The sequence below is a fragment of the Enterobacter sp. MGH 38 genome (genome assembly GCF_000492855.1).
Classification (GTDB): Bacteria; Pseudomonadota; Gammaproteobacteria; order Enterobacterales; family Enterobacteriaceae; genus Enterobacter; species Enterobacter hormaechei_C.
Genome location: NZ_KI535608.1, coordinates 1,995,863 through 2,017,915 on the forward strand (window position 1 = coordinate 1,995,863; position 22,053 = coordinate 2,017,915).

Here is a 22,053-nt window from a genome sequence, read left to right on the forward strand (position 1 = left end):
GGCACAGTGCCGGGTTTTTTATATCACGATTTTGATCAGTCGCTGCCGAACAAATCGCGGGTATAGACTTTATCTTTCACGTCCGCCAGCTCTTCCGCCATACGGTTGGAGATAATCACGTCCGCTTCTTTCTTAAACGCATCCAGATCGCGGATCACACGCGAATGGAAGAACTCGTCTTCCTGCATGGCCGGTTCATAAATAATGACCTGTACGCCCTTCGCCTTAATACGCTTCATGATCCCCTGAATGGAAGAAGCGCGGAAGTTATCGGAACCGCTCTTCATGATCAGGCGATACACGCCCACCACTTTAGGCTGACGCGCGAGAATAGAATCCGAGATGAAGTCTTTACGCGTACGGTTGGCATCCACAATGGCAGAAATCAGGTTGTTCGGCACCGCCTGATAGTTAGCCAGCAACTGCTTGGTGTCTTTTGGCAGACAGTAGCCGCCGTAACCGAATGACGGGTTGTTATAGTGGTTACCGATACGCGGGTCAAGACACACGCCCTCGATGATCTGACGGGTGTTCAGACCTAAGCTCTCGGCATAGCTGTCCAGCTCGTTGAAGTAAGCCACACGCATCGCCAGATAGGTATTAGCGAAAAGCTTAATGGCCTCTGCCTCGGTGGAATCGGTGAACAGCACCGGAATATCTTTTTTGATTGCGCCTTCCTGAAGCAACGCAGCAAAACGCTCCGCACGCTCGGAACGCTCGCCAATCACGATACGGGATGGGTGCAGGTTATCGTATAACGCCCTGCCCTCGCGGAGAAATTCCGGCGAGAAGAAGACATTATCAATACCCAACTCTTCTTTAATCGATTTGGTGAAGCCCACTGGAATCGTCGACTTGATGATCATCACTGCGTTCGGGTTAATTGCCGTAACGTCTTTGATCACCGCTTCAACAGTTGAGGTATTGAAGTAGTTGGTTTTAGGATCGTAGTCGGTTGGCGTGGCGATGATGACGAAATCCGCATCGCGGTATGCGTCTTCTTTGTCCGTGGTAGCGCGGAAGTTCAGCGGCTTAGTCGCGAGGTATTCTTCAATCTCTTTATCGACGATCGGGGACTTCTTCTGGTTAAGCATGTCCACTTTTGCCTGCACGATATCCAGCGCAACCACTTCATGGTTTTGTGCAATCAGAATACCGTTTGAGAGACCAACATAGCCTGTTCCGGAGATGGTTATTTTCATTTGTTTGACTTCTACACGTTTGAGTTTTTGATAGCCCTATAGTGGCCACCACAATGATTAACTAGGAGTTTTTTAGCGCTAATACTCATTCACTGTCAAGGTTTCAGGATTTTTGAAAAATGTTTTTGCTCAACAAAAAGTCCTGTCGTTACACTAAGCAAAGTACCTGTTTTACAGCGACAATAAGACGTTAAAGGGCTGTCGAGAGTAAGCAGAGGAAAACTGCTTACTTCGTCAAATCAGACTAATCCCTTGGTCAGATTCAGCAGATACTGCCCATACCCGGTCTTTTTCAATGGTTCAGCGAGTACCCGAAGTTGTTCGGCATCAATAAAACCTCGTCGGAACGCAATCTCTTCAGGACATGAAACTTTTAGCCCCTGTCGCTCTTCAATTGTGGCGATAAAATTGCTTGCTTCGATCATACTCTGATGCGTTCCGGTATCCAGCCAGGCGTAACCGCGCCTCATCATTGCGACAGACAATCGTCCCTGCTGCATATAGATGCGGTTGATGTCGGTAATTTCGAGTTCACCTCGCTCGGACGGCGTTAAACTTTTGGCCATCTCAACCACATCGTTGTCGTAAAAATAAAGACCGGTTATTGCGTAATTACTCTTGGGTTGCTGAGGCTTCTCCTCAAGACCAATTGCAGTACCGTCTTTATCAAACTCAACGACGCCATAGCGTTCCGGATCGCTGACATGATAGGCGAATACGGTCGCCCCCTCTTGCTGGCTTGCTGCGCCTTCAAGCAGTCTGGGGAGATCGTGTCCGTAGAAAATATTATCGCCTAATACCAGCGCACAATTATCCTCACCGATAAACTCTTCACCCAGAATAAAAGCTTGTGCCAATCCATCAGGACTTGGTTGCACTTTGTACTGGATATGCAATCCCCACTGGCTACCGTTCCCGAGCAGTTGTTCAAAACGCGGAGTGTCCTGAGGCGTACTGATAATCAGAATATCCCGTATACCTGCCAGCATAAGCGTAGAGAGCGGGTAATAGATCATTGGCTTATCGTAAATTGGCAACAATTGCTTACTTACGGCCATAGTCACGGGATAAAGACGTGTACCCGATCCGCCAGCTAATATAATCCCTTTACGTTTCGTCATTTACTTACGCTCCCCATAATTCTGCTCAATCCAGCTCTTATAGGCGCCGCTTTTCACATTCGATACCCATTCCAGGTTATTCAAATACCATTTAACCGTTTTACGGATGCCGCTTTCAAAGGTTTCCACAGGAGTCCATCCGAGCTCGTCGCTAATTTTATGAGCATCAATTGCATAACGTCTGTCGTGTCCAGGACGATCCGCTACATAAGTAATTTGTGCGCGATAGGATGTTTCTTTCGGTACCATGTCATCGAGCAGATCACAAATGGTCTGAACGACTTCAATATTTTTCTTCTCGTTATGGCCGCCAATATTATAGGTTTCTCCCGGCTTACCCGTGGTCAGAACCGTATACAGTGCACGAGCATGATCTTCAACGTATAACCAGTCACGGATTTGATCGCCCTTACCGTAGATCGGCAATGGTTTATTATCCAGCGCATTAAGGATAACAAGAGGGATCAGCTTTTCAGGAAAGTGGTATGGGCCATAATTATTCGAACAATTTGTCACAATCCCAGGTAAACCATAGGTGCGTATCCAGGCCCGAACTAAATGGTCGCTGGACGCTTTTGACGCTGAGTAAGGGCTACTTGGCTGGTACGCTGTTTTCTCGGTAAACAGCGGTAACGGGACAGAATCATGATATTCATCAGGATGTGGCAGATCGCCGTAAACCTCATCAGTTGAAATGTGATGGAAACGGAAGGTAGATTTTGCTGCCTCGTCCAGTGAAGACCAGTAAGCACGGCTCGTTTCTAACAGGTTATACGTGCCAACAATATTGGTTTCAATAAACGCAGCGGGACCTGTAATAGAACGGTCGACATGGCTCTCGGCAGCCAGGTGCATTACCGCATCAGGCTGATGGGTAGCAAAAATACGCGCCATTGCCTCTTTATCACATATATCGGCATGCTCAAAAACATAGCGTTCGCTATCGCTTACTTCACGCAAGGATTCCAGATTACCGGCATAGGTCAATTTATCAACGTTAACAACGCTATCCCGAGTATTGCTAATAATATGTCGGATAACCGCGGAACCGATAAAACCGGCACCGCCAGTAACTAGAATTTTCACGCAATCTATTCCATTAAACAGTAGGTGGATCGGGCAAGATAAAAAAGCCCGGTATCTCTACCGGGCTTGATCGCATGGCTAAGCGTATATTAATCCAGCCATTCGGTGTGGAACACACCTTCTTTATCCGTACGCTTATAGGTATGCGCACCGAAGTAATCACGCTGTGCCTGAATCAGGTTAGCTGGCAGAACGGCAGAACGATAGCTGTCGTAGTATGCCACCGCAGCGGAGAAGGTCGGAACCGGGATACCATTCTGCACCGCGTACGCAACAACATCACGCAGCGCCTGCTGATATTCGTCAGCAATTTGTTTGAAGTAAGGCGCCAGCAGAAGGTTTGCGATACCCGCATTTTCAGCATAGGCATCGGTGATTTTTTGCAGGAACTGGGCGCGAATGATACAGCCGGCACGGAAGATCTTCGCTATCTCGCCATAGTTCAGATCCCAGTTGTTCTCGTCTGAAGCTGCACGCAGCTGAGAGAAGCCCTGCGCGTAAGAGACGATTTTACCCAGGTACAGTGCACGACGGACTTTTTCAACGAATTCAGCTTTGTCACCAGCGGGTTTAGCCTGAGGACCAGACAGCACTTTAGATGCCGCAACGCGCTGCTCTTTCAGAGAAGAGATATAACGTGCAAATACGGATTCGGTGATCAGGGATAATGGCTCACCCAGATCCAGAGAGCTCTGGCTGGTCCATTTACCGGTACCTTTGTTCGCCGCTTCATCCAGAATCACATCAACCAGGTATTTACCCTCTTCATCTTTCTTGGTGAAGATATCTTTGGTGATGTCGATCAGGTAGCTGTTCAGCTCGCCTTTGTTCCACTCGGTGAAGGTCTTTGCGAGCTCCTCGTTGGAGAGGTTCAGACCGCCCTTCAGCAGAGAGTAGGCTTCAGCAATCAGCTGCATATCGCCGTATTCAATGCCGTTGTGAACCATTTTCACGTAATGACCAGCGCCATCAGGACCGATATAGGTCACGCACGGCTCGCCGTCTTCAGCTACGGCTGCGATTTTAGTCAGGATTGGCGCAACCAGTTCGTACGCTTCTTTCTGACCGCCAGGCATGATTGATGGACCTTTCAGAGCGCCCTCTTCACCACCGGATACGCCGGTACCAATGAAGTTGAAGCCTTCAGCAGACAGTTCACGGTTACGACGAATGGTGTCCTGGAAGAAGGTGTTGCCACCATCAATAATGATGTCGCCTTTATCCAGATACGGTTTCAGTGAATCGATAGCTGCATCGGTACCTGCGCCCGCTTTCACCATTAACAGGATACGACGAGGTGTTTCCAGAGACTCAACGAACTCTTTAACCGTATAGAAAGGAACCAGTTTTTTGCCTGGATTCTCAGCGATGACTTCTTCGGTCTTATCACGGGAGCGGTTGAAAACGGAGACGGTATAACCACGGCTTTCGATGTTGAGCGCCAGGTTGCGCCCCATCACTGCCATACCGACAACGCCGATCTGTTGCTTGGACATTACATACTCCTGTCAGGTGTGGTCGCCGCGACTGTGCGCGGCTTGAAAGTATAAATATCTTAACTTAGGTTTTATTATGAGTATATACAAATTTTGATGTGCCACAAAAACTATAATAACCAATATAGTTAAGGCAATGAGTTAATATAATCCGCTATTGCGTCATACTTATTGAAAGGGATCTTTTGATATTCGTTAGGTACAAAAGTTTCGATCCTTTTCATTAAATCTTCAAAATTGATATAATCCCACCATACTAAGAGATAACCGAATCTCTCCATATAACATGCTAAGTCACTTTGATGCTTGTCTATCCTTTCTAAATTTGGAACAGCTATAATTTTCTTTCGTTTTTCAACCAAAGAATAAATAGTACCAGCTCCGGAGTGGGTGATTATTAAATCAGAATTGATATAGTAACTTTGGATATCATCAGTAAAACCAAAGTACTCACCGCTACGAGGCATATATTTTCCATCAGCCATCTGGAACGTTACCTCATAGTCTTTTCGTCCAAAAAAGTACTCATCAATTCTTTTAATCATTGAATCAAAAGAAGTTGTACCTACTGTGACAAAAACCTTCATAATCTTCCTGAAAAAATTGCTTTAGGATATAATTGCAATAAAGACTCATTTTGAACATAAAATTTTGAAGCCAAATGATACATAATTCGTCCTGAAAATGAGCGTGTTGTAAAGCGTGACCATGTTTCAATATGAATGATTTTAACATTTAGTAGTTTCGCTGCAATTGCAGCAGAAATCGCAATACCGGGTCCTGTAGTAACAATTGCACGACAGTTAGTCCGACGTATAATTAAGAAAGTCTTTAAAAAAATGTTCAACGGCCCTAAATTTTTCAGGACATTTACCCAAGCATATTTATTTCTGAACTCTTGAGTAATAAAATGCTCATCTGCCCATAATGGCTTTTTCTTAGAATCAGATAATGTTATAGCATAATAATTATCAAGTTTATTTAAAAGGTTCGGCGCAAATCTATTCATTTGAGCTTCATGCCCACCTTCGCCATAAACAAACATCAATACTTGCTTAGTTTTTTTATTGAAAAACACCTTTTAGCACCTCTTTAACATTATCAGCTCCATATTTTTGAATAACAATTTCACTATTGCATTTGTTTATATTATTTAATTCATCGTCCCCAAACTGGGAAAATTTCACAATAGCGTCTCGAATCGCGTCAGATTCAAAATTATCAATTTGTAAGAAATTCAACCCCTGGCTTTTGAATTCATTAAAAGCAGGTATTTTTGTTAAAACACAGTATACACCACAAGCCATAGCCTCCAAAGGAACTAATCCAAGGCTTTCACTTTCAGAAGGATAAATTAGCAGGTCGATTTTTTTAAACCAAGAAGCAAGTTCGGTATGAGGTAATGGTTTGATGAATTCTACATTTACATCTTTGCTGATCGCCATCAACTCATTTTTCTGCTCACCGTCTCCTACAATTGATAACTTTAACTTTTCAGTTCCTTTGATTGCCTTGATTATCAGATCAACATTTTTTGATTGAACCAACCTTCCAGCATATCCAATCACTATTTCATCTTTGGATCTTAGAACTGCCCCCTTATAATTAAAGCACCTATCCACGCCTCCAGAAGGATATACGACAATATTTTTATCGTTTGCTTTAAAATTTGCGAGCAAGAATTCTGAATAACTGGGTGAAGGGCATATTATTGTGGAACTTTTTTTAAAAATTGATGTAGTAAGTTGATTTTTCAATCGATGGAATAATTTATTTCTTCCTTTCAAGAGTTTAATATCACCGCCATGTACATGGCTTACAATATTCATTTTTTTACCGAAAGATGAAGCAATTAAAATTGGCAATGCTGTATGAGACACATAATGGCAATAAATGAAGTCGTATTTATTAAAGAATAACTTATAGATCGTTTTAAAATATAGGGTAAGGTAGCTTATAACTTTGGCAAGTTTATTTTCACCTTTACTATCTCTCACGCACAAGTGAATATTATTATTGTTGGCTTCAAGCTCTTTTACTATTCTTTCTACAAAAATCCCAAAATCAGGATGTTTCTTTGAAGGATACATGTTACTGATCAAAAGAATATTCATTCTTATTCCTTTGTATAATTTTTAAATTTCGGATGGAAATTTGTAATAACTCTTCCGAAAAGATTCAAAAAAGGCACTAAATTTGGATTTGTTCCAGGACTGTAGGCACCCTCAGATTTCATTTTCCTGTAAAAGTCATCTTCATTTTTCCAAACCTTGTAAAAAGTTTTATACGTTAATATATCTGAAGCTTTTTGATTAATAAAGTAATTAAATATATTGCGCGAGGCGAATAAGGGAATAGTTGTTTTAAAACAAAGATTCATTACTAAAGCCCCACTAGTAATAAAACGAAGTCCTCTGCCATAAATAAACTCATAGTATGTAACTTTTTGTAAAGAATCTATGGCATTTATTTTTGAGGTTTTATTATAAAAATCTTCTAAAACATATTTAAACTGCTGATTGTTCAATTTTTTGTAACGCTTTCTTAGCAAATACTCAGGCTTTAAAAAAGAAGAGGATAAAAACGGGAAAAGTTTATAAAACTCACCTAACTTTCCTCCAAAGGACATATAAACACCTCGCTGCAATACATCCCCTAAATAGCCATCAAGAGCAATGGTGTTTTTCTCCGATAAACTGGCAGCATGGCGATAGTTACTAAAAAATTGGGGGTTATATGCTTTGACACTTCCACTGAAAAGCTGTTTACATATTGATTTATCGATTTCGGTAACTGGGTTACTTTTAAACCTAAAAGACTCGAATTTAATGTTACGGTATGCAGCTAATTTTTTACCATTCTGTACGTCAGCAGAATTCTCGGGCCCCCAAGTATACGCAAATTGAGGTTCTGAAACTGAGAGAATAAATCTCGAATCGAATCCTGCTGATAATGCTATAGATTGTAAATCAGAAGGTGTGGTTGACAAAAGGGCTCTTGCTTCTTGAATCACATCAATATTAGCTGCTTCAATTTCATAGCCATAGTTAGAAATCTTAATATTAGAATTTTCTATTTCAATTATATCTCCGGGTATAAAGCGATACACATCCTCATAAATTGTATAGTTACCGAAAAGATGTCCCTGTGCTAAAAGGATTTCTTCAATTTTTTTGTTTTTTGGCTGAGAGAATACTGCTGCGCATGGAGAAATATGAAGACTGCCGTCAGAAACATTGTAATAATGAGGTGATAGAGAAAAAGGATCAGTGAAGACCTTAACTTTACCAACATTTTTATCGTGGTAAAAAGCTATAAACATGCCGGAAATTATTTTTTTAGTTATAGTTGCAAACTCCTCACCTTCATCAAGACATTTTTTTAACCAATGTATGTTATTACGTTCATATTTGTCATTTACAAACCAACCTGAAACAATTATCTCACTTTGATTAGATTTCATATGGGGCACATCTAGCCAATCGCTTGAATCATAATATATACAGCCTTCCTCATTAGCTAGAGTAAATTTATATGATGTTTTTGAGGTACGTATAAAATTATCAAACTCTAAATTTATGTTGCTGTTATAAGTTAAAAAAGACACCTTAGACCTCCGCCAATACTTTCTTCATAATAAAATATCTTACATAGTAAGCCATAAGCACTGTACCACTTAAAATAACAATAGCTATTAAAGGTGGGAACGAAATAAATTTATGCATTACGTAATACATAATGATAAAAATTGTAAACGTAATAGCATTTAATAATAATGATAGTTTTTCTTTTCCGACAAGATTTATCAATGTCGATTCAATAATTGAATATTGGCCAACGGAGATAAATGAAAATATACATAAACCTACGATCAAAATCTCAATAGTAGAAGCGTCTTTAGCAGCGATGTAAACATAGCTGATCATAGCAACGAATCCCAACATCATTATATATAGTATCTGTTTTTTGAAAGTTCTTGATTGCTCATGATATTCATCTTTATTATTTAACAGTATTAAATGAAAATCCTTTACTTTCAAATTTAGCATAGCTCTTGGAAAGACAGTAATTATCCCAGCAGCTGTAACCATTAGGGAGATGATTGACGTTATCTCCGCTCCAGACAATGAAAACGCAATCATTGGTAGGAAATATAGAATACCTGAAGAGATAAGATTGGAGTTACCTATATAAAAAGTTCCTTTGAAGGAACTCAGTTTAGGGTTATTTGAATTCTTGAAAAAAATTAGAACAATGAGTAACGATTGTATGATATACATTATTCCTAAAATAGAAATCAAGTCCATTCGACTCATCATCAAAAAAATTAAAGATGGCAACATAAGGACTAATTCGTTTAATGCACCTATTTTAAAGTTTTTGTTCAGGACGATCATATATCTGAGTATTTGATTCATAATCAAACCAACAGATAAAATAATTAAACCTAGCCAACTTGATGATAAAAGATCTTTAAAGAAAAATAAAATAATTAGCGCTGAGCATAGGCTAGTCACGAAACCAATTATTGTAGCTTTAACGAAGCCCAGCATACCAAATTCGGTATTATTTTTTAATATTACTGTTCCAACACCAACTCCACCAATCATTGATATGATAACAGCGATAGAATATACGGAAGAGAAAAGCGCAAAAGTATGTGTTGTAACTACGTGCGATACGATAAAGAACAACACCACTCTATTTACACCAGGCAAAACCGTAAAAAGCAGTGACCAAAATTTATCGCTAACAATCATTGAGAAAATTAAGTTTATTCTATTCATCTTTTTATAATCAACGAACTCATAAATGAATTAAAAGCATACATAATCATCATTATTATCCCGAACTTTATCAAGACATAGCAATATACTTCAAATCCGTCCTGCACCCAGAAGAACAGATATCCAATACTACTTAACAATAATAGTTTCATGTAGCGTGTTTTTGAAGACGATATTATTTTATCAAATATAAAAATAATTAAACCGCATAGTATACCGCCAATCCAATAGAACGTCTGCCCAAACATAATCAAACAACTTCCTAAGAAAGTAGGTGACATTGTCAGATTTGTATCTAAGCCTAATATTTCGGCTGTGTAAAAATAGCCGTTATTGTAAACATTGATAGGTTTCCCTTCCCATAAAAACCTAGGAATAATTATCGAAAATTCATTTAAGAAAGTGGTCGCATATTGAATCTCGAAATAATTCTTTGTTAATGCATCATTTATATTCAATACTGCATGCATAGGGGAAAAAGACTCAAACGCAAATAAGATGACCTGGACTCCTCCATTGAAGATAAAATCTAATGCGTCAGAAAAATTATTTACATAACGATATAACTCCAGGAGCATCAATGTCATAACCCCTATGGCCAGTGCCAAAAAGAGTTGTTTCTTGTTTATATTCTTATATAAAAGTGCCAGATAAACTAAAGAAAACACACCTGCCGCTAATACGTTTCGGGAACCGCCAATAACAATATAGTATATAATGCCACATAATGTACTCAAGCAAAGACAAAGAAATAGATTTTTTCTGTTAGGCATACTTATATATGCTAAAATCATTGCCGGTATATATGCGTACATTAATATGATGGATCAACCTCCGCCTGTATTTGCAGTCAAGCGTTCATTATAAGACAGTCCAAGTGCGATTCCATTTTGCAGAGTGTAAATAACAACTCCAATTGAATATAACAAAAGAAGAAACCGATGGCCTACATTAAATTTAAGAATATTGATTTGAGGTGGACCAATTTTGATAATGACAGATGCAAAACGATAGGTTACAACTGTCACTAATAATAATATGACAGTTTGCCAAAAAGCTTGCCACTCTGAGTCATTCAAATTAATGTCTAAAAAACCATCCTTGCTTATAAAATACACGAAATGACATATTATAAAAAAAGAAATATAACAAATGTAGTAAATACTGTAATTACTATTTTTTGTCCTTAAAAAAATCAAACAGATAAAAAAACCAACCCTAGTGTTAACATTTTGAGTACTTGGATTATTGTAACTTAGAAACTATATCGAACTGGTCACTCAAATAAATGACCACAGCTGATCATTTTTTACTCAGATTTTAATATAAAACTATAATTAGTAGGCACGCTACCGCACTGGCTAAACTTCAGCCAGTGCTACATTATGATACTAATGGTTCCTTTCATAGAACTATTAGCTTAAATAACAATCAAATTTTAGCTCTAACAAATTATTACGAGGAAAGCAACTTGACTACAGTTTCTCTGAACTTCGCCCCTTCCTTCAGGTTACGCAGGCCATAGTTCACAAACGCCTGCATATACCCCATTTTCTTACCGCAGTCATAGCTGTCGCCGGTCATGAGCATGGCATCAACGGACTGCTTTTTCCCCAGCTCGGCAATCGCATCGGTCAACTGGATACGGTCCCAGGCACCCGGCTCGGTTTTTTCCAGCTCAGCCCAGATATCCGCATTCAGCACATAACGGCCGACTGCCATCAGGTCAGAGTCCAGAGTCTGCGGCTGATCGGGTTTTTCGATAAACTCAACGATCCGGCTCACCTGCCCTTCTGTCTCCAGTGGCTCTTTAGTCTGAATAACAGAATACTCGGAGAGATCGCCCTTCATACGTTTCGCCAGCACCTGGCTGCGGCCCGTCTCGTTGAAGCGAGCAACCATTGCCGCCAGGTTGTAACGCAGCGGATCGGCGGAAGCGGTATCAATAATGATGTCCGGCAGAACCACGATGAACGGGTTATCACCCACCACCGGGCGCGCGCAGAGGATTGAGTGGCCCAGACCCAGCGGCTGCGCCTGACGCACGTTCATGATGGTCACGCCAGGAGGACAGATAGACTGAACTTCTGCCAGAAGCTGACGCTTAACGCGCTGCTCAAGCAGCGCTTCGAGTTCATAAGAGGTGTCGAAGTGGTTCTCAACGGCATTCTTCGAAGAGTGCGTCACCAGAACGATTTCTTTGATCCCCGCAGCAACAATCTCGTCGACGATGTACTGAATCATCGGCTTGTCAACGATCGGCAGCATCTCTTTAGGAATGGCCTTTGTGGCGGGCAACATATGCATGCCCAAACCCGCTACCGGTATGACTGCTTTCAAATTAATCATTATTTCTTCCACCTTAAAATGGTTGACGAATTATAGCTTTTAAACCTGTTTTCGCCAGCATGTTTTGCCGTAAATATGAAGTAATCTTAGGTCACCCCACCACAAATTACAGTAGTTGTAATCTGAATAGATCGCGATTCTGTTCCAGGAATAGTCGCAAAATAGTCTGTGCGATTACCTGTGCGGCAGCGCAAAATTCAACCGTTCCGTATTCACCACGTGTTGATCGACCCGATCAATATCCACCGAACTCTGCCCCTTTTCATTAACCGCTTTTATGTTCGCAAGCGACAACAGCGTCTCTTTTTTGGCCATAAACTTCCCGCGCACGTCTTTGCGCAAGTCGAAGTTCATCTTAAGCGCTGGCCCCGTCGCTGATTCCTGCATCACGTTGATATTACGTAAGAAAAGGTGCTGGGGTTTGTTATGCAGCTCAAGCGTTGCCCGCTGCATGTTGACATTGGTGATGGCAACAAACGAGGTGGCATTGCCGGAGGAAATCTGTATCCCGCGCAGCTTATAGGCAAGCTGTCGGTTATCCAGGAGAATATCGTTAAGTTTGAAGTTTTGCGGTATCGACAGATAATCGCCCTTGATCACGCCATACCCGATTAACATTCCGGCGCTGTTCACCATATCGATATTATCGATAACGAAATTATCACAGCCATAAATAGCTACCGTTGCGTTATCAATTCCGGCCTTTTTACTGAAGTCGGGAGTAATATTGCTGGCCTTGATATTACGGATCACAAAGTGTTTACCGTTTTCGACATGCACCAGCTGCCGACAGTTGCTGCCGGTGATATTCGCCACCACGAAGTTTTTAACGGTCTGCTGTTCCGGATAGTCATTGTCGTACGTGCTGCCAGCCAGCCCAATGCCTATGCCCCAGTTGATCTTGCCGTTTGTGCAGTTGATGTTATCGATCACGTGGTCAGAGATCAGGATGTTACGGTCGTTAATCGCCACGTTCCACTCAATCGCGTCACCCTGCAAATGGCTGAATTTGCTGTTGGTAATGCGCGCACCGTCCACCTGATTATGGAAACCCTGGCGCAGAATGGCGTAGTTGGCCTGACTCACGGCAATGCGATCGATAAGCAGGTTACGCATCACTCTCGGCTTTTTACCGCCGATGTAGATCTGGGTGACGGGGCCGAAGCCGCTCATCGCCAGCCCTTTAATGACACAGTCGGAGCCACGCACGTCCAGCGTAATGTTATGCGTGCGCCCCTCTCCTTCCCCAATGACCTTGCAGCCTTCCTGGAGCACAAACCGCCCGCGGCCGTTGCCCTTCAGCGCACCGCGGATCAGCAGGGTTTTGCCATCAGGAATGAAAATGCCGGTATTGATGTTTTCACAGGTTAACCCGGCGGGAACAACAACGGTATCGCCCTCGGTAAATGCCTGCTTAAAGGCGGCGATCCAGTCGTTATTGTTGTAGCGATCGACAGAAACCGTCTTCCCGGTCGCCGCCCGCGCAGCGCGGGGTGACAGCAGCGGCATGGCAGCCAGGACGGATAAAGAAGAGACAAATCGGCGTCGGGTAATCTTTTTCAGCATACAACCTCAGCGTTACAGCGTTTGCAGCAGGCTCGCTAACTGGCGATTAATCACCTGCTGATTGAATTCTGCTTCAACTTTTTGCCGCGCATTTTGCAGCACAGGGATCAGCGTCTGCTGATCGATATCACTGAACGCAGCCAGACGATCCGCCAGCGCCAGCGCATTGTTTTCAGGGACCAGCCAGCCGGAATGCTCAGAGGTGATCAGCTCCGGGATCCCGCTGTGCAGGGTCGAGACCACCGGAATGCCGACCGCCATCGCCTCCATCAGCGCCACGGGAATGCCTTCCATATCGCCGTCGGCGCCGGTTACGGAAGGCAGCAGGAACACATCCGCGTCATCAAGCATGGCTTTCACTTCGTGGCTCGGCTTGAAGCCCGGCATCTCGACCACGTCTTCCAGCTGATACTGTTCAATCAGCGTGCGCAGGCGACGCTCCCACGGCCCGATACCCAGGATGCGGTAGTGGAAGTCCACACCACGCGCCTTCAGCTGGCGACAGGCTTCGATGGCTACGTGCAGCCCTTTCTTTTCGGTCAGGCGGGCAACAGAGATAATTTGCAGCGGCTTGCCCGGCACCTTGACCGGTCGCTGGGTGAAGCGTTCCATGTCCACGCCCATGCGTGAAACGGTGATTTTCTCGCTCGGGCACCCCATGGTTTTCAGGCGCCCGGCCCACAGGTTGCTTATCGGCAGCATCATGTCGCCACGGCGAAACAGCTGCTGATATTCCGGCGTGTAGTGGTTCAGCACTTCCCGGCTGGAGATGTCGATACCGTGGAAAATGGTCGCGATTTTGCCGTCAATCACCCCCAGCTCACGCAGTTTTGCCGCCGTTACGCCCGCCGGGCCAAAGTGGGCGATAAAGACATCTGCCCGGTACGGCTGGGCCGTTTGCCCGCAAATGGCGGATAAGATCAGGTTGCGGGCCTCCGCCCCATAGCGCGACATATTCAGCGCCCGCCACGTCGAGGCGCGATGCAGGCCGCGCAGCGTCTGTCCGGCGCGATGGCGCAATTTGTTCATCCGTCCGGCGGGTTCATCCTGCAACCAGCGGGTTTTTGCCTCCAGCCCATACCGGGTATACGCCGCATGGGTGTTTTGCGTATCGCCCTTTTGCAGGGCGATAATCTCCACGTCATACCCCATATCGATAAACGCGGTGATTTGGTTCAGCACAAAAGTTTCAGACGACAGCGGAAATTTCAGTAAGAAGAAACCAACCTTCATTTCCCCTCCCGGACGCGGTCGAGTACGGATTTCACCATGCCAATACCTTTTTCGCGTTCGGCTTTTACCGCTATCGCCAGACGTTCGTTGATCGCAGGCAGCTGGCCGAGCGTGTCCCCCACCATCGCACCCAGCGATCCGTCCAGCAGATGACGAATATCAACGGCCATTTCCGGCATACCGAGCTGCTGCATAATGCCCGCGGACTTGTGCTCGTAGTTAATGGCGATGGCTGGCGTGCCGAAGTTCATCGAGATAATGGCTGAGTGCAGACGCGTGCCCACGGTCAGGTCGCAGGCGGAGAGCAGCTTGCCCATCTCAAGATCGTTTAGCTCGTCCATCACCACGTGATAGCGGGACGGATCGTTCACCAGGTTGCGCAGGTTGAGCGCCACCATACGGTCATCTTTGTTGTAGCTGTCGATACCGGTACAGGTGGAGAGCGCCAGCACCTGGTAACCGCTGTCCAGCACGCGGTTCACCACGTCGGCAAAGGCTTTCTCGTACGCCGCCTGGGTCGTGCCGAGGCGTTTATCGAACGGCGCAAGTTCACGCAGGGTAATGGCGACGGTTTTCTGCTTTGCCGCCACGTCCAGCCAGTGCTGTACCGCGTAGCTGGCCTGGAAGCTGTCATCCTGATGATCCACCAGCCAGGCGGTGTCTACACCGTGCTCCACTTTGGTGGTGTCGATTTCGCTGCGCTTCATCATGTCGAGGCTGACCGATTCACGCAGGATCAGCGCGTCGCAGTGGCCGAAGACATAGTTCGCCAGCTGGTTAAACTGCGGATCCTGGAATGGCCCGACGCTGTGGCCAATCATAAACAGCGGCTTTTTCGCCATGAAGGTACAAAGCGCATGCTCAAACTGCGGCACGCCGTAGAGATCGACGAAGAACGAACCGCCCACCTGAATAATGGCGTCATAGCCGGACAGCAGACGCACAAAATCGGTAAAGCCCTGCGCGATGGCGATGTTGCGCAGCTTGCCGGTGTCGGTTACGCGAGAAAGCAGCACCTGATGCTGATAGCGGCGACGCAGGACTTTCTTCACGCGCCCCATCACGCCCGCGGCGTTGTTGTGCTGTTTCATCTGGCTGTAGAGCGGGTCGCCCATCACCGGGCGGTTCAGTAACCAGGATGAGCTGACCGGATAACGGCTCATCACATCCACTTCTGTCTCAGGCTTAAGAGTGTTAATTGCATCCAGTAAACCGCGCAGGATGGCGCTGTCGCCACGGTTGCCGCAGGTATGGTTGCCAAGAATAAGTAATTTCATAATGGCCTCGTAAAATTAGCCTGCGCGAAGCAGCGTTTTCATTTTTTCGTTACGGCAAAACTGGCGCTTCATCTCGACCACCAGCGCATTGCGTGACAGCACAATCATCACGCCGAACGCCAGCGCGCCTGCCGCGACCTGCACCGCAAGCAGCGCCGCCAGCGGCAGATGCCCGTTGAGCACCACGCCCAGGCCGTAGCTCACCGCAAGCGTCGGCAAGGAGAGATAAAACGGCAGCCACAGGCTGAGGATGTACTGACGGTAGCTGGAGCCCAGCACCGGTTTGATCATCACGAAGTAGCTCAGCACGGTATTGACGATTTGCACCAGCAGGAAGCCGAGCGTCACGCCAATGGCACCCGCCATGTGCCCGCCCACAATAATTGCCGGAATAAACAGGAAGGTTTTAAACACGTTGAACTTGAAGCTGATATCCACGCGCGCCTTTGCCATCAGCAGAGAACCAATCGGGTTCCCCACCGAGCGCAGCAGCCCCACGACGCACAGCAGTTGCAGGATTGGGATGATGCTGTTCCACTTCTCGCCAAACACCAGCGGTACGAAATTGCTGGCGACCACCATCAGCCCCAGCAGGACCGGGAAGTTGATGATCCCCACCACGGAGAGCAGCTTGTAAAAGTTCACGCGCAGCTTTTCGGTATCGTCCTGAATTTTGGCGAACGCCGGGAACAGGACGCGGGTAATAATCGGGTTGAGCTTCATCGGCGGGACAACCGCGACGTTATACGCCAGGTTGTAGCCACCCGCGACGCTCGCGCCCAGAATGCGCGCCAGCACCAGCGTGGAGAGGTTAGTATTTACGTAGTTGATAATGCTGTCTGCCGTCAGCCACGCGCCGAAGCGCAGGTTGGATGAAACAGACGCCAGCGAAAAATGCAGCCCCGGGCGATAAATCCTACGGCCAAAGAAGCCGAACAGCAGCGTGCGCACGGCAGAGTTAACGAGGTAGCCGAGGATGGCGGTCATCGCCAGCGGCCAGAAATGGGCGCTGACCACGGTGAAGGTAAAGCCCGCCAGCACGGCGCTGGTCTCAATCATGCCGATTTTGTTGAACTCCAGCTCTTTCTGCATCAGCGCGCGGAACTGCTGCCCGTGCGGGATCACCACGAAAGCGAACGACAGGGTGCGCATCAGCGGCGCCAGGTCCGGGTTATGCAGCACGCCGGCAATCACATCGCTCAGCAGGAACACCAGCACAAAAACGAAGATACCCAGCCCGACGTTCAGCCAGTAGAGGGTGGTCAGCTCCAGATGGCTGATCTCTTTGCGCTGGATAATGGAGTTGGCGATACCAAAGTCCGACAGCGTATCGGCCAGGGCGATAATCACCAGCGAGACGGTCAGCAGACCAAACTGGTGATTATCGATAATGCGCGCCAGCACCGTCATCTGCACCAGGCCGAGGCCAATGATGACGATGGTGGCCATGGCTGACCATTTCGCACCGCTGATGGTTTTTTCTCGTAAGCTCATCTTAGTACGCCGCTTTGTTCACGAAACCTTTGAAAATGGTCAGAAAAACAATCTTGATATCGAACCAGAGGCTCCACTCGCGGATGTACTCCAGATCGAACTCGATGCGTTTTTCCATTTTTTCCAGCGTATCGGTCTCGCCGCGCCAGCCGTTGATCTGCGCCCAGCCGGTGATGCCCGGCTTCACCTTATGGCGCAGCATGTAGCCTTCAATCAGGGTACGGTACTGCTCGTTATGGGCCACGGCGTGAGGACGAGGCCCGACGATGGACATCCCGCCGGTGAACACGTTGATGAACTGCGGCAGCTCATCGAGCGAGGTACGGCGCAGGAAGTTGCCCACACGGGTGACTCGCGGATCGTTCTGCGTCGCCTGGGTCACCACCTTGTCGTTCTCCATCACCTTCATGGAGCGGAATTTCCACACCATGATCGGCTTACCGTCCATGCCGTATCGGGTCTGACGGAAGATGATCGGCCCCGGCGAGCTGAGCTTTACCGCCAGCGCAATGCAGCACAGCACCGGGGAGATGAGCAGCAGGATCAGGGACGAAAGCACGATATCTTCCACGCGCTTCAGCACGCGGTTAATCCCCGACAGCGGCGTGTCGTACAGCGGAACAACCGGTACCCCGTTCACCTCTTCAATACGGGAGTGGAGAATATTGAAGGTGAAGACATCCGGGATGAGGATCACCGAGCAGGTGGTATCCGCCAGCTCGCGCATCAGTTTCTTGATGCGGGATTCATCTTTCATCTGCATGGCGATGTAGACGTTATGAATTTTGCCGGCTTTCGCATCGTCAATAAGCTGTTCGTAGTTACCAGCCCAGTCGGACGGCACGCCGCCGGGCTTCGCGTCGTGATAAATCCCGACCACTTCAAAACCTAACCACGGCTCTTTGCGGAAGCTGTCGAGCAACACCTGCCCCACCGGCAGATCGCCCGCCACGGCAACGAAGCGACGGTTATACCCGCGGTTGCGCAGCCAGCCCGCGCCAAAGCGGATCAGCGAGCGGCAGACCACCATGCCAATGCTGGTTAACAGATACCAGCAGAGATAGGTCACAAGACGGTTATCAAAATCATGGCTGAACGCCACCAGGCCTGCGCTGAAAATCAGGCTTAAGGTCCAGTTCTGGAGCAGCAGCATCAGTTCGGTGGTCATTTTGACGCCGCGCCATGAACGATAGAAATCGGTCATGCCGCCGATCATCTGAAACACCACCAGCGCAATCAACGCCATCAGCAAGTGCATGTATAAGAACGACTGCCCGCTGACCCAACACACCGCCCACAGTCCGCCGACCATGATGGTGATATCAGAAAAACGCTGCACCATAGAGATTAACGATGCATTCGTTCTCGCTCGTTCGCGCTTTTTTAGATTTGTCATCGTTGTTCCTTTAGTTCTAAACCTTACCCCTCGCCCCTCACCCCGGCCCTCTCCCCAAAGGGGAGAGGGTGTTCAAGTTCCCTCTCCCCTTTGGGGAGAGGGTTAGGGTGAGGGGTAAGGTTTTCTTTTTACTGATTCAACAGCGCCAGAATGTCCTTCGTTCGGGCTTCCATCAGCGCGGTGTCAGCGCGGGACTCCACGTTCAGGCGCACCACCGGCTCGGTATTGGACGAGCGCAGGTTAAAGCGCCACTGCGGGAACGCCATGCTGATACCGTCGGTACGGTCAATCTCCAGCGCATGAATGGCAAAGTGCTGTTCCACGCGGGCAATGGCCTCAGCGGGCTGTGCCAGTTTGCTGTTGATCTCCCCGCTGGCCGGGAACGCCGCCATGCGGTCGCGCACCAGTTCGCCCAGGCTCTGCCCTTTCAGGCACAGCAGCTCGGTCACAAGCAGCCACGGGATCATCCCGCTGTCGCAGTAGGCAAAATCACGGAAATAGTGGTGGGCGCTCATCTCGCCGCCGTAGATGGCGTCTTCCTCACGCATACGCTCTTTGATAAACGCGTGGCCGGTTTTGGACATCACCGGCTCGCCGCCCGCGGCCTTCACCACGTCGACGGTGTTCCAGGAAAGACGCGGATCGTGAATGATTTTCGCCCCCGGGTTTTTCTCGAGGAACGCTTCCGCCAGCAGGCCAACGATGTAGTAGCCTTCGATAAACTGCCCTTTCTCATCGAACAGGAAGCAGCGGTCGAAGTCGCCGTCAAAGGCGATACCCATATCGGCGCCGTGCTCAATCACCGCGTTGCGGGTGTCGTCGCGGCACTCCGGCAGCAGCGGGTTAGGAATACCGTTCGGAAAGTTGCCGTCTGGCGTGTTGTGCACTTTGACGAAGGTCACCGGCACGTTCAGCGCCTTAAAGCGGGCTTCAAGTGCATCGACAACCGGGCCTGCCGCGCCGTTGCCGGAGTTAATCACCAGCTTCAGCGGTTTGAGGTTTGCCACATTGATGTAGCCCAGCAGGTGGTCGATGTACTCTTTTTGCAGGTTAATCTGCTTATAGCTGCCGCGCTTCGCTTCGTTCACCGGCGGGAAGTCGTTGGCCTCGGCCAGACGTTGCACGTCGCGCAGGCCGGTGTCGCCGCTGATAGGACGCGCGCCCTTGCGCACCAGCTTCATGCCGTTGTAGTCCATCGGGTTATGGCTGGCCGTCACTTCGATACCGCCGTCCACGCCCAGGTGGAATGTGGCAAAATAGATCTCTTCGGTACCGGAAAGGCCAATGTCCAGCACATCGACGCCCGCGTCCTGTAGCCCTTTCGCCAGCGCCAGCTTCAGGGATTCGCTTGTCAGACGCACGTCGCCGCCAAGCACGATAGTTTGTGGTTTCAGGTATTCGCCGTACGCGCGGCCGATGCGCCACGCAATGTCTTCGTTCAGCTCTTCGCCCAGCTTGCCGCGAATATCGTAGGCTTTAAAACAGGTTAATTTTTCCATGATGACCCCTTTTTCAGGCAACAGTTGGCCCTGACCATGTAATGGCCAAATTTATTTTTTTCATTCGTAGGCCCGGTAAGCGCAGCGCCACCGGGCATGATGCGGAGTGCTACACGCGCCCGTAGCGATCCTGGAAGCGGATGATGTCGTCCTCTTCCAGATAGGAGCCGGAACGCACCTCAATTAAGTCGAGCGGAATTTTCCCCGGGTTTTCCAGACAGTGGGTGGCGCCCAGCGGAATATAAATGGACTCGTTTTCACCGAGCAGCTTCACTTCACCGTCGATGGTCACTTTGGCGGTCCCTGCCACCACCACCCAGTGTTCGGCGCGGTGATGGTGCATCTGCACCGACAGCCCTTCTCCCGGCTTCACGGTGATGCGTTTCACCTGATAACGCTCGCCGGCGTCGATGGAGTCATATTTGCCCCACGGGCGGTAGACTTCACGGTGAATATGGTGTTCGTGACGGCCATCGGCCTTGATCTTCTCCACCACTTTTTTAACGTCCTGCACGGCATTACGGTCGGCAATCAGCACCGCGTCTTTGGTCTGCACGACCACCAGATCCTTCACCCCTACCGTAGTGACGAGGCCTGATTCGGCGTAGACGTAGCTGTTTTCCGTTTTGTGGCTGATCACATCACCGTGATGGACGTTACCCTCCGGGGTATGCGCGCTGATCTCCCACAGTGACGACCAGGAGCCGACGTCGCTCCAGCCCGCATCCATCGGTACCACTACCGCATCTGCCGTACGTTCCATCACCGCATAGTCAATGGACTCTTCCGGACAGGCGAGGAAGGCTTCTTCGTCCACGCGGATAAAATCGAGATCCGGATCCACCACCGCCATCGCTTTTTCGCAGGCGCTTAAGATATCCGGACGGTATTTTTCCAGCTCTTCCAGGTAGCGACCGGCGCGGAACAGGAACATACCGCTGTTCCAGTAGTATTCACCGCTGGCCACGTAGGCCTGGGCGGTTTCCAGATTCGGTTTTTCGACAAACTGCGCCACGTCAAAGGCCACGCTGTCGCCTTCACCAGGCGTAACGCTGCCGCGGCGAATGTAGCCATAGCCGGTTTCCGGGAGATCCGGCACGATGCCGAAGGTCACCAGCTTGCCGTTCTCAGCGTAAGGAATCGCGGCGCGTACCGCGTCGCGGAAGGCCTCTTCCTGCTGGATGACGTGGTCAGCCGCCAGCACCAGCATCAGCGGGTCGCAGTCCGGGCTGCTGCGTTTTGCCGCCAGCGCCGCAAGGGCAATGGCAGGCGCCGTGTTGCGTCCGGCAGGCTCCAGAATGATATTTTCGGTCAGTTTGTTCAGCTGGCGCAGCTGCTCCGCAACGATAAAGCGGTGCTGCTCGTTACAGATCACCACCGGGCTTTCACACTCCACGCCGTGCAGACGGTTAACCGTCGTTTGCAGCATGGTGAGGTCGCCTTTCAGGCACAGAAATTGTTTTGGATAAAGCACGCGGGACAGTGGCCACAACCGGCTCCCGGATCCACCCGCCATTACGACCGGATACAAAGTGGTTTGACTCATG

General features: G+C 47.9%; 18 protein-coding genes. All 18 read right to left on the reverse strand.

Features of this window, described 5'->3' with window-relative positions:
- Positions 1-35: 35 nt before the first annotated feature.
- The 18 genes from ugd to cpsB all read right to left on the reverse strand — a co-directional run bounded on the left by ugd (position 36) and on the right by cpsB (position 22,052).
- Positions 36-1,202: a UDP-glucose 6-dehydrogenase gene (gene ugd, locus L384_RS02085; protein WP_003859477.1), complete on the reverse strand. Its 1,167-nt coding sequence runs from the start codon at positions 1,200-1,202 to the stop codon at positions 36-38.
- A gap of 239 nt (positions 1,203-1,441) precedes the next feature.
- Positions 1,442-2,323, reverse strand: coding sequence for a glucose-1-phosphate thymidylyltransferase RfbA (rfbA, locus tag L384_RS02080; RefSeq protein ID WP_003859476.1), 882 nt, complete (start codon positions 2,321-2,323; stop codon positions 1,442-1,444).
- A complete protein-coding gene (rfbB, locus tag L384_RS02075) occupies positions 2,324-3,409 on the reverse strand; it encodes a dTDP-glucose 4,6-dehydratase (protein ID WP_003859475.1) in 1,086 nt (361 codons plus the stop codon).
- Between the two features lie 89 nt (positions 3,410-3,498).
- Positions 3,499-4,905 (reverse strand): NADP-dependent phosphogluconate dehydrogenase, encoded by a 1,407-nt coding sequence (gene gndA / locus L384_RS02070; RefSeq protein WP_003859473.1) that lies wholly within the window; start codon positions 4,903-4,905, stop codon positions 3,499-3,501.
- A 128-nt stretch (positions 4,906-5,033) separates the two neighbouring features.
- Complete coding sequence (gene pssE / locus L384_RS02065) at positions 5,034-5,492, reverse strand: PssE/Cps14G family polysaccharide biosynthesis glycosyltransferase (protein WP_022651472.1); 459 nt, start codon at positions 5,490-5,492, stop codon at positions 5,034-5,036.
- Positions 5,489-5,983: a PssD/Cps14F family polysaccharide biosynthesis glycosyltransferase gene (pssD, locus tag L384_RS22195; RefSeq protein WP_022651473.1), complete on the reverse strand. Its 495-nt coding sequence runs from the start codon at positions 5,981-5,983 to the stop codon at positions 5,489-5,491. The genes pssE and pssD overlap by 4 nt, the downstream gene beginning before the upstream one ends.
- A complete protein-coding gene (locus L384_RS02060) occupies positions 5,970-7,019 on the reverse strand; it encodes a glycosyltransferase family 4 protein (protein WP_003859470.1) in 1,050 nt (349 codons plus the stop codon). Before L384_RS02060 ends, pssD begins: the two co-directional genes overlap by 14 nt.
- 2 nt (positions 7,020-7,021) lie before the next feature.
- Entirely contained in the window at positions 7,022-8,512 is a 1,491-nt protein-coding gene (locus tag L384_RS02055; protein ID WP_022651474.1) for an asparagine synthase (glutamine-hydrolyzing), read from the reverse strand.
- Position 8,513: 1 nt separating this feature from the next.
- On the reverse strand, positions 8,514-9,692 hold the full coding sequence (locus tag L384_RS0121395; RefSeq protein ID WP_022651475.1) for a hypothetical protein: 1,179 nt from the start codon (positions 9,690-9,692) through the stop codon (positions 8,514-8,516).
- Entirely contained in the window at positions 9,689-10,507 is an 819-nt protein-coding gene (locus L384_RS02050; RefSeq protein WP_003863578.1) for a WzyE family oligosaccharide polymerase, read from the reverse strand. The genes L384_RS0121395 and L384_RS02050 overlap by 4 nt, the downstream gene beginning before the upstream one ends.
- Before the next feature lie 640 nt (positions 10,508-11,147).
- Positions 11,148-12,041 (reverse strand): GalU regulator GalF, encoded by an 894-nt coding sequence (gene galF, locus L384_RS02045; RefSeq protein ID WP_003863536.1) that lies wholly within the window; start codon positions 12,039-12,041, stop codon positions 11,148-11,150.
- A gap of 174 nt (positions 12,042-12,215) precedes the next feature.
- Positions 12,216-13,607: a colanic acid biosynthesis protein WcaM gene (wcaM, locus tag L384_RS02040; protein WP_023324939.1), complete on the reverse strand. Its 1,392-nt coding sequence runs from the start codon at positions 13,605-13,607 to the stop codon at positions 12,216-12,218.
- Between the two features lie 12 nt (positions 13,608-13,619).
- Positions 13,620-14,840: a colanic acid biosynthesis glycosyltransferase WcaL gene (wcaL, locus tag L384_RS02035; RefSeq protein ID WP_023324940.1), complete on the reverse strand. Its 1,221-nt coding sequence runs from the start codon at positions 14,838-14,840 to the stop codon at positions 13,620-13,622.
- Positions 14,837-16,117, reverse strand: a complete 1,281-nt coding sequence (gene wcaK / locus L384_RS02030) for a colanic acid biosynthesis pyruvyl transferase WcaK (RefSeq protein ID WP_017383279.1) — start codon at positions 16,115-16,117, stop codon at positions 14,837-14,839. The genes wcaL and wcaK overlap by 4 nt, the downstream gene beginning before the upstream one ends.
- Before the next feature lie 15 nt (positions 16,118-16,132).
- On the reverse strand, positions 16,133-17,611 hold the full coding sequence (wzxC, locus tag L384_RS02025) for a colanic acid undecaprenyl disphosphate flippase WzxC (RefSeq protein ID WP_023324941.1): 1,479 nt from the start codon (positions 17,609-17,611) through the stop codon (positions 16,133-16,135).
- A gap of 1 nt (position 17,612) precedes the next feature.
- Positions 17,613-19,007, reverse strand: coding sequence for an undecaprenyl-phosphate glucose phosphotransferase (gene wcaJ, locus L384_RS02020; RefSeq protein ID WP_003863525.1), 1,395 nt, complete (start codon positions 19,005-19,007; stop codon positions 17,613-17,615).
- A 128-nt stretch (positions 19,008-19,135) separates the two neighbouring features.
- The gene (gene cpsG / locus L384_RS02015; protein ID WP_022648631.1) at positions 19,136-20,506 is read right to left on the reverse strand and encodes a colanic acid biosynthesis phosphomannomutase CpsG; all 1,371 of its coding nucleotides are present in this window, start codon (positions 20,504-20,506) and stop codon (positions 19,136-19,138) included.
- Between the two features lie 109 nt (positions 20,507-20,615).
- Complete coding sequence (gene cpsB, locus L384_RS02010; protein ID WP_003863522.1) at positions 20,616-22,052, reverse strand: mannose-1-phosphate guanyltransferase; 1,437 nt, start codon at positions 22,050-22,052, stop codon at positions 20,616-20,618.
- Position 22,053: the final 1 nt, after the last annotated feature.

Coding starts and splice junctions, on each gene's coding strand:
- ugd (WP_003859477.1), bottom strand. CDS start 1,202: ATGAAAATAACCATCTCCGGAACAGGCTATGTTGGTCTCTCAAACGGT.
- rfbA (WP_003859476.1), bottom strand. CDS start 2,323: ATGACGAAACGTAAAGGGATTATATTAGCTGGCGGATCGGGTACACGT.
- gndA (WP_003859473.1), bottom strand. CDS start 4,905: ATGTCCAAGCAACAGATCGGCGTTGTCGGTATGGCAGTGATGGGGCGC.
- pssE (WP_022651472.1), bottom strand. CDS start 5,492: ATGAAGGTTTTTGTCACAGTAGGTACAACTTCTTTTGATTCAATGATT.
- L384_RS02060 (WP_003859470.1), bottom strand. CDS start 7,019: ATGAATATTCTTTTGATCAGTAACATGTATCCTTCAAAGAAACATCCT.
- L384_RS0121395 (WP_022651475.1), bottom strand. CDS start 9,692: ATGAATAGAATAAACTTAATTTTCTCAATGATTGTTAGCGATAAATTT.
- L384_RS02050 (WP_003863578.1), bottom strand. CDS start 10,507: ATGTACGCATATATACCGGCAATGATTTTAGCATATATAAGTATGCCT.
- galF (WP_003863536.1), bottom strand. CDS start 12,041: ATGATTAATTTGAAAGCAGTCATACCGGTAGCGGGTTTGGGCATGCAT.
- wcaM (WP_023324939.1), bottom strand. CDS start 13,607: ATGCTGAAAAAGATTACCCGACGCCGATTTGTCTCTTCTTTATCCGTC.
- wcaL (WP_023324940.1), bottom strand. CDS start 14,840: ATGAAGGTTGGTTTCTTCTTACTGAAATTTCCGCTGTCGTCTGAAACT.
- wcaK (WP_017383279.1), bottom strand. CDS start 16,117: ATGAAATTACTTATTCTTGGCAACCATACCTGCGGCAACCGTGGCGAC.
- wzxC (WP_023324941.1), bottom strand. CDS start 17,611: ATGAGCTTACGAGAAAAAACCATCAGCGGTGCGAAATGGTCAGCCATG.
- wcaJ (WP_003863525.1), bottom strand. CDS start 19,007: ATGACAAATCTAAAAAAGCGCGAACGAGCGAGAACGAATGCATCGTTA.
- cpsG (WP_022648631.1), bottom strand. CDS start 20,506: ATGGAAAAATTAACCTGTTTTAAAGCCTACGATATTCGCGGCAAGCTG.
- cpsB (WP_003863522.1), bottom strand. CDS start 22,052: ATGAGTCAAACCACTTTGTATCCGGTCGTAATGGCGGGTGGATCCGGG.